Origin of the sequence: Desulfovibrio inopinatus DSM 10711 (assembly GCF_000429305.1) — a bacterium.
Lineage (GTDB): Bacteria > Desulfobacterota > Desulfovibrionia > Desulfovibrionales > Desulfovibrionaceae > Alteridesulfovibrio > Alteridesulfovibrio inopinatus.
Genome location: NZ_AUBP01000007.1, coordinates 129,953 through 142,239, shown reverse-complemented (window position 1 = coordinate 142,239; position 12,287 = coordinate 129,953). Strand labels below are relative to the sequence as shown.

The 12,287-nt window shown below is 47.1% G+C and carries 8 protein-coding genes; 5 read left to right on the top strand and 3 right to left on the bottom strand.

The window, feature by feature from the left end:
- Window positions 1-93: 93 nt before the first annotated feature.
- Window positions 94-396: a (2Fe-2S) ferredoxin domain-containing protein gene (locus G451_RS0108100; protein WP_027183851.1), complete on the top strand. Its 303-nt coding sequence runs from the start codon at window positions 94-96 to the stop codon at window positions 394-396.
- Between the two features lie 100 nt (window positions 397-496).
- Here G451_RS0108100 and G451_RS32480 read toward each other — a convergent pair whose 3' ends face one another.
- Entirely contained in the window at window positions 497-4,228 is a 3,732-nt protein-coding gene (locus G451_RS32480) for an ABC transporter substrate-binding protein (protein WP_051261288.1), read from the bottom strand.
- Between the two features lie 272 nt (window positions 4,229-4,500).
- Here G451_RS32480 and G451_RS0108090 point away from each other — a divergent pair, with 272 nt between their 5' ends.
- Genes G451_RS0108090 through G451_RS32475 form a run of 4 tightly spaced genes read left to right on the top strand, consistent with a single transcriptional unit; the run spans window position 4,501 to window position 6,508 of the window.
- Window positions 4,501-5,061 carry an RNA polymerase sigma factor gene (locus G451_RS0108090; RefSeq protein WP_027183850.1) on the top strand — a complete coding sequence of 187 codons (561 nt, stop codon included), beginning with the start codon at window positions 4,501-4,503 and terminating at the stop codon, window positions 5,059-5,061.
- On the top strand, window positions 5,058-5,411 hold the full coding sequence (locus G451_RS0108085) for a hypothetical protein (RefSeq protein WP_027183849.1): 354 nt from the start codon (window positions 5,058-5,060) through the stop codon (window positions 5,409-5,411). The genes G451_RS0108090 and G451_RS0108085 overlap by 4 nt, the downstream gene beginning before the upstream one ends.
- The gene (locus G451_RS0108080; RefSeq protein ID WP_156921554.1) at window positions 5,359-5,655 is read left to right on the top strand and encodes a hypothetical protein; all 297 of its coding nucleotides are present in this window, start codon (window positions 5,359-5,361) and stop codon (window positions 5,653-5,655) included. Before G451_RS0108085 ends, G451_RS0108080 begins: the two co-directional genes overlap by 53 nt.
- A complete protein-coding gene (locus G451_RS32475) occupies window positions 5,639-6,508 on the top strand; it encodes a DUF3106 domain-containing protein (protein ID WP_051261287.1) in 870 nt (289 codons plus the stop codon). The genes G451_RS0108080 and G451_RS32475 overlap by 17 nt, the downstream gene beginning before the upstream one ends.
- Window positions 6,509-6,518: 10 nt before the next feature.
- On the opposite strand, the gene G451_RS0108070 is transcribed toward G451_RS32475, so the two are convergent.
- Both G451_RS0108070 and G451_RS0108065 read right to left on the bottom strand, forming a co-directional pair.
- On the bottom strand, window positions 6,519-9,449 hold the full coding sequence (locus G451_RS0108070) for a hybrid sensor histidine kinase/response regulator (protein ID WP_027183847.1): 2,931 nt from the start codon (window positions 9,447-9,449) through the stop codon (window positions 6,519-6,521).
- A 2-nt stretch (window positions 9,450-9,451) separates the two neighbouring features.
- On the bottom strand, window positions 9,452-12,247 hold the full coding sequence (locus G451_RS0108065) for a PAS domain-containing hybrid sensor histidine kinase/response regulator (protein WP_169727843.1): 2,796 nt from the start codon (window positions 12,245-12,247) through the stop codon (window positions 9,452-9,454).
- Window positions 12,248-12,287 lie beyond the last annotated feature (40 nt).

Sequence of the window (12,287 nt, the reverse complement as noted above, 5' to 3'; positions counted from 1 at the left end):
CTTCAAACCCCATTGTGCCGCGAATCGCCCCCACGATTCGCGGCACAATACGGGCCTAACCCGAGTACATACTCAGCACGCGGAGATTGACCCATGGAAAAACCGGAATACCACATCCTCGTCTGTAATTCTTTCCGCGCCAAAGGTGACCCCAAAGGCGTTTGCAATAAAAAAGCTGCTGATCTCATGCCCTATCTCGATGAAGAAATTCTCGATCGCGGCTTGGATGCTCTCGTCACCAGCACAGGTTGCCTGAAGCAATGTGAAGACGGCCCTGTTATGGTTGTCTATCCCCAAGGGTATTGGTACGGCAAAGTCGAATCCGAAGAAATCGTGGATGAAATCCTCGACGCTCTCGAAGACGGCGAGCCGTGCGAAAAATACCTCCTTACGTAGGCGCCTCCAAAACGCGACCAGCGCGCCTCCTTCCAAGGCCGGGCTTCACGCCCGGCCTGTTTTTTGGGTCAGCCCCCCACGTAAAACAAGACCGAACAGGCTACTGATCTATAGAAGCGAATATGCTCGTAATGGCTTTGCGTAATTGATCAAACAGATCAGGAAGTTCTGTGTGGTTGTTGTTCTTTGATGCCTTCTCCAAAGCATGAGACAAACTGCGACAGGTCTCGGCGCCGATAACGGCACATGTACTTTTTAATGCATGCGCATTAATGGATATATTTTCCAGAGTTCCTGTTGCTAACGCAGCTTCAATTGCGCCTATACGTGTTTGCATTTCTTTGAGGGAAGCGTGAAAAATACGTTCAAACTCATCCTCATCAATGCCAAGCCGTGCAGCGGCTTCACTTTTGTCGAGCAAAACAGCGTCGGTTTGTTCAATGTGCTTGGAGTCATCTTCGATAAACCCGTCATTGCCATTTGATAACAATTTGGAAAGCAATCTGGTGAGATGTTCAAAATTAATCGGCTTGCCCATATGCCCATCCATCCCGACATCCCGACATTGTTCCTTGATATTCGTCGTCACATGGGCGGTCATGGCCACAATAGGAATATCCGTATTACGTACACGGAGTTCTCCAAACCCACCTTGACGGATATATTTCGTCGCGGTCAATCCATCCATCTCCGGCATTTCAATATCCATGAGCACCGCATCAAAGGAAGTCTTCGACAAGGCTTTGATGGCTTCAAGGCCATTTTCCGCAACGGTCAATTTATGGCCGAGAAGGGCAAGATGGGCTTTGGCAACCTTGACGTTGATGGGGTTGTCTTCAACAATCAAGAGATGAAAATGCATTTGGTTCTCAGCATCTTCGGGCGCACACTCCAAAAGTTGCGAGGCAAATTTGTTCGCATCTCCAGGTTCGAATGGAAGAGTCACATGGAAGGTACTTCCTTCTCCAACCGTCGATTCCACCCCAATATGACCATGCATAAGTTCAACAAGCTGCTTCGAAATGGACAGTCCGAGACCGGTTCCCCCATATTTCCTCGTCGTTGAATCGTCAGCTTGTTTAAAGCTCTCAAAAATTGAGCCTTTAATGTCGTCTCCAATCCCAACGCCTGTATCGCTCACGGAAAAGTGAATACCTAGAGAACCGACGAACTCTCCGGAGTCAGGCTCAGCGCGTACCTCAATACGCCCATGTTCCGTAAATTTCACGGCATTGCCCATCAGGTTGACAAGGATCTGGCGGAGTCGACCTGGATCACCACACAACAACGTCGGCGTATCCGGATGTATTGTAATATTAAATGCCAAGCCTTTTTTGCCTGCCTCAAGTGAAATCGTTTTGTGCACCGATGCCAATAAACTGGTAAGATCGAAATCAATCTGTTCGAGCTCCATCTTCCGTGCTTCAATCTTGGAGAAATCAAGAATGTCGCTGATGATACCGAGGAGATGATCGGCTGAATCTCGTATTGTTTCGACATAATCTTTTTGGGAAGTATCGAGACAAGATCTCGCAAGCAAATCGGTCAAACCGACAATGGCATTAAGCGGAGTTCGTATTTCATGACTCATGCTGGCAAGAAAATTACTTTTGGCGCAGTTGGCCAAAACAGCATCTTCCTTGGCCTGACGCAAATCTTCTGTCACTTGATGACGCAATATCCCCATTGATATTTGGTCAGCGACGGCATTCATAAAGGCCACGTCTTTATGGGAAAAATATTCAGAACTCTCATAACTCTTGAGCCAAAGCAGGCCAATAATTCGATCCCCAGCTTTGAGTGGTACACTGAGCCAAAATTCAGGTGTAGTACCGGGCGGAGACATGCCCGTTAAATGCATCACCGCTTTGGTAAAAAGAAGAGGTTCTGTCGAACGAAGTACTGTAATCAAAGCATCTCTCGATTCAATGATATCATGTTTGCTTGCCTGAAGGCTATGCGAAATGTGTTCTATAGGTGCAGGAGGGGCATCAAGTTCATCAACAAAATACAAGAATTCGAGCTGGTCGGTGGCGTGATTCAAGACACCCAAAGCGATATTTTTCGCGGGAAGTGCCTGTTGCAAAACGTCGTGAACTCCAGACATAAGTGTATGAACGTCCTGATTCGCGCTGGCTCCCACAACATTGGCAATTTTGTACAGGACTGATGTCACCTTGTTGCTTTCGCGAAGAGCTTCTTCGAAACGTTTCCGTTCGGTTATTTCACGACCGATGATAATAAGTCCTTTTTTCTCTCCATCATGAGAGTACAAAGGTACCCGAATCACGTCGAATACGGCCTTGCCATCATCCCCTACAGGCAACGTCACTTCTGCCCGAATGAGCCGTTTCCATGACCACGCCTGCTCATCATCTTGTCGTGACTCATTAAACACCGCTGTAAACGTTGGAATCATTTTAGCAAGTTCACCATCGGTCTTCCCCTGATACATGTCGACCGACAAGCCAAAGAGACGTAATGCGGCTTCGTTGGCCAACAACCACCGCCCGTCCTCATCTTTGAGACACACAAAGTCGGGAATAGTATTGATAAGCGTCCGGAGACGCTCTTCACTTTCCAGAAGTTGTTGGCCAGTGCGCTTGCGTTCGATAATTTCGGCAGACATATCATGATTCAGACGATTGAGTTCTTCTGTCCGCTGTTTCACCGCAGCTTTAAGACGATGATTAAACAAATAAAGCCAGATCAAAACAGCAGCGACTCCGGCAAGAGCCCCCCCCAATGCCCTTAAAGCCAAATTGAGTCGGCGACTTTCACTGGATTCTGCATCAAACAGAAAACCGGAAATAACCTGCTTCGGCGACGCCATACCAAGAGCAGCATAGGTATTCGCCATATATTGCCAGCGACCGGCGTTTATATGACCAAGCTGAATAAGATTCGGCATGACCAATTCTCGAAGTGCTTTCGCCTCAAAGACGAGATGTTCACGGCTCTTTGAACTTCGATAGACATCAAGCAGTAAATCAATCACCTCCTGTTCGTGAGCAAAGGCATACTCCCAACCTTTCAACGACGCTTCGAGGAATCGCTTTGTCATTTCCGTTTCGTCTTGCGCCTGGACTTTGGAAGTAAATAAACAGTCGCCATAAAAATCAACACCATACGAACTCGGTCGCATAAGCGAATAGGAGACACCTTGCTTCTCAAGTAAGTACGGCGTGTTCGTACTATAGGAAGCCATCGCATCGACATGATGATCGATCAGTTCTGTCACGTCCCATGTCGTTGTGATTAAACGAAAATCTTTAGCGGTAATCCCTTCATTCGACAGCATCGCCCAAATGTCGGCTTCGCCAGATTGAGACAACATAAGCTTTTTCCCCACGAGATCATGAGGAGTGGAAAGATAACTTTCACTCAAAGAAATCAATGCTGAGGGAGAATGCTGGAAAATGGCGGCCAATACCACCACAGGAGAACCTTCAAGATAGCGTAACAACAATTCAGGACCGGCGACACCGAAATCAGCCCGGCCACTTGTCACTTCTTCAATAGGATCAATGCCGGGACCGCCTTCTTTGATAACAAGGTCAATACCAACATCTTGATAATATCCGTGTTCCTTGGCGGCATAATATCCAGCAAATTGAAATTGATGGAGCCACTTCAGTTGGAGGGTAAATCGATCGAGTTCCTCATTCTGTCCTGCATTCGCTTGGAGCGGAGCGACAACGATCCATCCCCCCAAGAAAAGCGCTGCAATCCCCAACCAAAATTTCTTTTTGCTTGTTCGGTGCGATGATCTTCGGGCCCGTCTTCCTGCCGACCAAATTTCAAGCATGCTGAAAATGGATCTGTCTTGCATTACGCCTTCTTTAGATCATTACATTCTCTCATTGCATACATGTCGATTATCGTTCGATATCGTCATAATTTGTTTAATAATTCGTTTTTTATTCATCCCGTGTCAACGGATTCCCACATAGGACGTTCTACTTTAACGACATCCACATGAACATTCGAGGATATAATGTCCTCGTTTGAAATATTACGCCGAAACAGGAAGACTCGAAAAGAAGTTTTTATACATGAAAAAAAAGACTTCATTGGCAACTCAAATCAAGGCACTATTGTCAGATGAAAGGAAGTGCTGACACAAAACAACTCGACATGTTTTTACGAAGCGTCGAACGTCGAGCGTATTACATGGCTGTTACAGCCGTAAGCAATCCTCAGGATGCTCTTGATCTCGTACAAGACGCAATGACTCGATTTGTTGCGAAATACAGTAATAAGCCGGAAGAAGAGCGCAAACCACTGTTTTACCGTACGCTCACAAACGCAATCACGGATTTTCACAGGCGCAAAAATGTCCGAAATCGCGTTCTCTCCGCTATAAGCTGGCTTGGCCTAAACGATAATGAAGACACCGGTCCCGACCCGATATCGCTTTTGCCTGACCCCGGAACGAGAAGCATGGAAGACATTCTTGGCGATACTCGATTCCGAGATGATGTGAACGTTGCACTGAAAAAACTTCCCCTTCGTCAACAGCAGGCGTTTTTATTACGTGCCGTGGAAGAACTCAGTGTGGCCGACACGGCCCAAGCCATGGGAGTCAGCGCCGGATCAGTAAAAACACATTATTTCAGAGCCCTTGCCGCCTTGCGGGACCATTTACAAGGATACCAACCATGAGCGAAGAAAATACATTGCTCTCCAAAGTAACCAGTGAGATCCATGCATCAATCGAAGATCTTCCGGATGATACGGTTTATGGGTTGGCTCGCGCCCGAGCTGTCGCTCTTGAAAAGCATGCCGAACGAATGTGCAAAAGACCATTGCTTTTCCCCGTGACCAGTGCCATTGCCATTGCCATTGCTGCGGTGGTCATTGGTATCGGTCTGAGCCGTTTTGACATGAACGGATCGAATACTGTAGCGATCTTAGACAGCGACGTTGGTGTGCTAGGCGCAAATCAACCCTTGGAGCTGTATGAAAACCTTGAATTTTATACGTGGTTGGCTTCAACCGGTCAGGAAGGGTAAATGGCCGATTTTCATCATCCTTGTTTTCGTGTTTTTTGCCACACCGGTGTGGGCAGACGAAGAACCGGAACGCAACGAAACGGGACAGACAATAGACCAAACATTGACCACGGCTGTAACCCCTCCCAGGGGGCTCCTCGAATATTTAGGTGAGTTCAAAATTGAAGATGGTGGCTTCGTAGACCCCATAATATTCGATGAGCTGCTTGCGTCAGAGGAAAAACGTCATGAAGATGAAAAGTAACATCATAATTTGCTTCGCATGGGTGCTCTTGCTTAGCTGTCTCTTTCCGGATTTCGCTTTTGCCGGCACAGCATGGTCGGATCTCAACGAAGGTCAACAACGTGTGCTCACACCGTATGCCGATGTATGGAACAACCTCCCTGCCGACCAGCAGGATATTCTGGCGAAGGGAGCAAACCAGTGGGCCACAATGCCACCAGAAGAACGTCAGCGCATCCTGGGTCGCTACAACGCCTGGCAGGAACTGAGCCCAGAACGGCGGGACCAGATTCGACGTAATTTCACTGCGTTTCAGACCATGCCGCAAGAAGAGCGACAACGCATTCTTTCGATATATAAGCAATTCCAAAATCTGCCAGAGAATAAGCGACGTGAACTCTTACGACGTTACAAACAATGGCAACGACAACGCGCACGGAGACCGCCTTCTCCTCCGTTAGGACTTAACCGACCGGAAGCGCAAGTGCCAGCCGGAAGCAATCCGTCGCCCAGCAATTCGCTCACTGAAACGGGCCTCCCACCGGCCGAAACAGCAACCGAGCCGCCCCCACAGGATGACGCTTCAAACAACTTCTCTCTCACTCCGAGCCAGTCCGTTCCGGCGTCGCAACAGAGCCCAACAAACCACGCACCGAGTGGAACAGAACCTGACAGTCGTGGCATGGGAGGAATGGGAGGAGGAAAAAATGGCCACTCAACAGGAGGGAAGGATAGCGGAGGAAATAGTGGTCATGGCGACGGACATGGAGGAGGAGATAGCGATCACGATGGCGGCCACGGCGGTGGACGTAGTGGGGGCGGTGGCCCTGGTGCAGATGCAAGCACTTCCATGACCAGCGCCTCCTTGATGTAAAGATGAAACGTTAGCTTGAAGATGCACGCGAAGAAGACTCCGCAGAATTGTTCAGAAATTGTTTCAGAACGGAGGCAAATGCTTTGCGCGAAACAGGTTTACTCAAATGAGCATCAAAAAGATGTTGAGCTCCATGCATCGCCATAGGATTCATATCATAGGCCGCCATAACGACGAGTGGCGTTGCTGATCGTCGAGTGCGTTCTTCTTCGTCACGTATAATTCGCGCCGCTTCAAAGCCATCTATCTTCGGCATTTCCCAATCCATCAGAATAAGATCATACTGATTTCTTGCTGCCAAGGCTATTGCCTCTTCGCCGGAAGAGGCCGTATCCATCATAATTCGAGATCCTTCCAAGTATTGGCCCAGAACTGTATGACCGAATGCATAGTCATCAACGGCTAAAATTCGTCCGCTTAGACTGGCAAGATCTTGACTCACCGTATCCGTACGTTCATCGAGAGCCGCACTCGACGCAAGAGGTAAACTGACATGAACCTGCGTACCTTTGCCCTCTTCACTCTCGATCGTCACATTACCATTCATTAGAAACACAAGCTTGCGTACCAGTGTCAAGCCAACCCCAGGGCTATCGACACTGGAAAACGCAGAGGGATCGGCCTGGGTGAAATAATCAAGTATCCGTTTTTTCTGATTTTCAGGGATTCCCGGCCCGGTATCGGTAATCCTGATGTGCACCGTGGACGTGCGTGAAGATTCCTCAAGAAGCAATTCAACACTGCCACGGACAGTAAACTTAAAAGCATTGTCGAGCAAAATAACAAGAACTTTCCGTATATTTTCAGGGTCCCCCACGCGCATGTTGTTCAACAGGCCCGTCACAATAAATCGTGCTTCAATGCCTTTTTTACGCGCTTTTTCCGCAAAACTCCCCAGAGCCGAACGCGCCACATCTTGAATATCAATAATTTCTTTCTTCAACATGATTTTCCCCGCTTCAAGACGGGAGTAATCGAGCAGCTCATCCACAAGTTGTACAAGCATTTGCGCGGATTCACGCATTAAGCTCAGTGTCCACGACTGCTTTGGAGAAAGAGATGTATCATACAAGATATCCACCCCACCCAACAACGCATTCAGCGGAGTGCGCAACTCGTGACTGAGTGAAGCCAGGAACATGGTTTTTGTCTGGGATGCTGCTTCAATCCGTGCCAGTTCTTTCTGAATATCACGACGTTGATTCCGCTGGGCTGCGTCATAAATAACTCCTTCAATAACAGGCTGACCATCATCGCCTGCAGTCAGACGTGCAGCCCGAATAATTGGAAGAGATTCCCCATCGCGATGTCGAAATACCCCATCTATATCATCAGCTTGTCCACGTGCAACGAGGGCTACCAAAAATTTCTGTCGCTCTTCCGGATCCAGATAGAGCTCTTTCATATTCTCGACGTTCTGGAGAAACGAAGGGATGTCCTCATAGCCGACGAGTTTGACCAAAGCTGGATTAACATCCAGAATTTCTCCATCCATTGTTGATCGAAACATTCCCACAGGAAGTTCTTCAAAAATGCGTTGATATTCTCTTTGTGTTCGATCAAGAAGCTCGCGATCAGCTTCGAGTGTTGTGGCTAACTGACATATTGCAGCAGAAAGTCGACCAAGCTCATCGTGAGATGTTACGGCTGGAACAGATGGAACTTCTCCCTGTTTTATCCGAGAGATATCACTCAAGATAGCACTCAATGGTTTTTCAAAATAACGATGAATGAACTTTAAAAAAATCCATAATAATCCGATCAAAAGTAAACCAATCACAAGCGGAACAACCCAGGAAAGCCAGAAGCGAATACGATAAAATTCTGTTTCTAATCCAGTGAGCGGCGCAAGGGCTGTTTCTTGAAGCATTGTACTGCCTAGCACCCAATCGGTTGTGTAAAGATGTGTAAATGCCGTAATATATTTCGATGTTTTGAAATCAAGACGAAGAATTCCCGATGAGCGCACCAACATCTCTCTGCCTGCCTGCCGTACAGCTTCATCCGAAGCATACAGCATAGATGGTCCCATTTCTTCACGAGAATGTTTCTCGTCAACAGAGACAACGGGCAATTCCCATTCGCGTGCGAGCCATTCCGGTAGCAAAATGATCGTTCCGTTTTTGTCCAACAGGAAATCTTCCATAGGGACTCCGGGAGCGCTATGATTGACGTGGGTCATGACCTCATTAATCTTGATATCAATACCTACGACTCCCATGAAACGTTCATTTGATTGCATGACAGGAACGACAACGGATACCACAGAACCATGTCCGACCGGGTCAAAATACACGGATGTCCAGCGAGCGCGCCCTTGAGGATTCTGCGAAGGGCTTGCGTAGAGATAATATGAGGACTTGCGATAATCGATTTGTGAAGGAGAACGTAAATGAGAGACCGCATCGCTTTGAGGATAATACAGTGCAGTCCCGCTCTCTCCAATAAACCATACGGCACAGACACCGACATTGGTTTTTTTTGCATTTTCGAAAAGATCTGCCTGTTGCATCATCACCGCAAGTTCACGACGAGTTGCGGCATTCATAATGGAGCCACCCCAATACAATGCAGTTATTCTATCATCTTGAATACTGGAATATATGCCATTTTGTGCTTGCTGAATAAGATGAGGAAATGTCGCCACCGACATTGTCCCGTCTTCGACGCGAGTAAGATCTTCTGCAATTTTTCGCGCCAAGAATACGCTTGAACGTTCAATGCGTCCCAATACTGCATTATATGCACGCGATTTGCTTTTTGTTACCCGTAAAAAATGCTTCGATGCCTGCTCGTTCATTTGCTTGTGCAGCAAAGGAGCAGACTCTTTCTTGAATTCATTAAACAAAAATATAAATAGCAGAGCCAGAGAGACACATGTCAGAACAAAAAGCCCCGCCACAAGGAAAAAAAAAGTTTGTTTAATGCGTGTCGATTTCATATTCACGCATCCGGCCTCTCATCGCGACTTTTGTGCATGCCATTCAGTATTTTTGCTGACAATTCTTTTTCAATAATAGCAAGAAGATGCTCTCGAGCCATGGGTTTAGTCAAAAATCCATTTAATCCGACCCGTACACTTTCATAACGATACGTATCGTACGGATGAGCAGTAAGTGCATAGATTGGAACAGGAGGTAAGCCGCTTTGCTTTTCGACCTCCCGAATACACGCTGCCGCTGCAAATCCATCCATACCCGGCATTTCAATATCCATAAGAATAAGATCATACTGTTTTTCTTTCGTTGCCTCGACGGCTTCATCGCCAGTTTCAGCCATATCGAGCGACAAACCTGTATCTTCCAAATAAAGTTCCACCAAATTACGACCAAGAATAAAATCATCGACGATTAATACTGTACCAGAATACATTTTTGTATCCTGAACAGATAATGAAGTTTCCTCTACGACCTGGTCGGCCAAAGGCAAAGGAACATGGATGGTAAAAATCGCCCCAGAACCTTTTTTGCTCTCAAGATTAATTTTCCCCCCCATAAGGCGAACCAATCTGTTGGTTATAGCCAGGCCAAGACCGGCCCCCCCAAAACGGCGGGTCGTCGAAGAGTCGGTCTGGGTAAAATCTTCAAAAATATATTTATGATCTTGGGGAGCAATACCTGGTCCTGTGTCTTGCACTGAGAGTGCTACGCCATGAATTATTTCGTCATTGTATACAGTAATACGTACCTGTCCCGATTCTGTAAACTTCAAAGCGTTCGCCACGATGTTGGTGAACGCTTGTTTGAGTTTGCGCTCATCGCCAAGGCGGTAGGCCGGCAAATCAGGATCAATCTCAACAGAAAAACTAAGAGCTTTGGATTGTGCTTTAGCCTCGAACATCTGAGCGGTTTCCTGAACGAGACGGTGAAGGTCAAACGGTGCGGTATCCAGGTCCATTTCATTTTTTTCGAGTTGTGACAAATCGACTAAATCGTTCATAATATTGGTAAGAATGCTCCCTGACGAACGCATTATCGTTACAATATCCTCTTGATGTTCGCCGAGACCAGTATTCTCCAGCACATCTAAACTCCCAAGAAGAGAGTGGAGTGGTGTTCTAATTTCATGACTCATTGTTGCTAAAAACGATGATCTGGCTTGGTTGATCACTTCAGCTTTGGCTAAGTCAGCCTCAATGCGTTCTCGTTGTTTTTGTAGGCTTATATCTTCAAACATCCCTTCCATAACGCCCTGACCGTTGACATCCAACTGCAGAAGACGTCCTGTAATACGAACTGCAACCAGGTCATACTTCCCTTTGATGGTCAGATCCACATTCTCGATGCGACCGTTTGTTATAAGTGTTTGGCGAAGCTTGCGGACCATCTCGACATCATGAAGCCTGTCCAACATGGAAACTCGGTCTTGGAGGCATTCCGCGATATCGGTATACCCAAGAATTTGCGCGCCAGTTTGGTTGACGGTTAGAAGCGTCCCGTCCAATCCAGCCTGGAAGATACCGACAGGAGAATTTTCGATACTATCCCGATATTTTTTACGAGCAAGGTGAAGCCGATCGCGCTCCACATCAAGTGCTTCAGACATAAAATCAATTTCTCTCGCCAAAGTCCCCATCTCATTTCGCGACGACACAACGGGTCCGAAAGAACGGCGTCCGGCTTCAATCGCTGCAACCGCATCAATAATCGCATGTAAAGGGCGCACAAAAAAACGACGAAAAAAGAAAAGACACAGCACCAGCAAAACAAGGAGGAGACCAAAAACAGCCAGAGCGGCCAATCGAAAGAATCGCGTGTTTACTTGGGTTAACTCAGAACGAAAAAAGTCAACAACAGAATTGGCGCTCTGTTTTTCCAATACTTCACCATAAATCCAGCCCGTCGAAGGAAGTATGGTAGTAACCATGAACAAGGCTCCGCCTGGTGCAGACAATTCCTGATAATGCAATGATGTGAAGCGCATGGAGTCAACGGCTTCACGTATGTCTGGATTATCGGCCATGGCCAGCGATCCACTATGCATTATTCCTTCAACCGACTCCTCTGTCGACATCGCCAAACCTAACCGCTGAGCGAGATTTTTCGTCATGAAAAGGATGGAGCCCTGATTATCAAGAAGAAATCGTTGATCCGGCTCGGCCGATGGAGAATCGGATTGTTCATTCAGGCCATGCATTATGGAATCTATGCTGATATCCAAACCAGCAGAACCGTAGTATCCATGTGCTCCATAGATCGGCAAGCACACGGCATACGAAGGAGAATTCGTGGCAGGGTCCCGAGAGACCTTGGTCCAAACGACCGACTTTTTCGGATCATTGTCAGGAGTGACCGCAGAATACCGAATGTTTGTACGAATATCTTGTGCGTCTTCACGGGAGATTCGAGTTTGAAAAAAAGAGTCGGGAAAAGAGCGCATAAAACCATCTTGCATGATGATCCAAGCAGCCTGGACAGTGTTAGACTGAGCAACTGCACCTTCAAGTAAACTATCCACGACGGATGTGGCATGTATTGTTCGCAAGCGCGTTGCATCCAAACGAGATTTTTCCCAGACCAGCACCGACACAGAAGACGATGTTTCACCAGTCAAAAAATCATCACGCGGAGACTGCGTAAGTGAAACAGGAGGCACTGCAAGGAAAGGAGAAGATGCAGCATCAAGTGACATTGCTGTTTTCATGGCAAGAAATTGTACACTTTCTTCAGCGGAGGAAAATAACGTTTCACAATTTTGTGCCGTCAGTTGCGTCAACTCTTCAAGAGTATGTCTGTTCATCGTCATGTTGTCATGTTCGAGAACATCGGACAAGCGGTCG

Coding starts and splice junctions, on each gene's coding strand:
- G451_RS0108065 (WP_169727843.1), bottom strand. CDS start 12,247: ATGAACAGACATACTCTTGAAGAGTTGACGCAACTGACGGCACAAAAT.
- G451_RS32480 (WP_051261288.1), bottom strand. CDS start 4,228: ATGCAAGACAGATCCATTTTCAGCATGCTTGAAATTTGGTCGGCAGGA.
- G451_RS0108100 (WP_027183851.1), top strand. CDS start 94: ATGGAAAAACCGGAATACCACATCCTCGTCTGTAATTCTTTCCGCGCC.
- G451_RS0108070 (WP_027183847.1), bottom strand. CDS start 9,449: ATGAAATCGACACGCATTAAACAAACTTTTTTTTTCCTTGTGGCGGGG.
- G451_RS0108080 (WP_156921554.1), top strand. CDS start 5,359: ATGAAAACCTTGAATTTTATACGTGGTTGGCTTCAACCGGTCAGGAAG.
- G451_RS32475 (WP_051261287.1), top strand. CDS start 5,639: ATGAAGATGAAAAGTAACATCATAATTTGCTTCGCATGGGTGCTCTTG.
- G451_RS0108085 (WP_027183849.1), top strand. CDS start 5,058: ATGAGCGAAGAAAATACATTGCTCTCCAAAGTAACCAGTGAGATCCAT.
- G451_RS0108090 (WP_027183850.1), top strand. CDS start 4,501: ATGAAAGGAAGTGCTGACACAAAACAACTCGACATGTTTTTACGAAGC.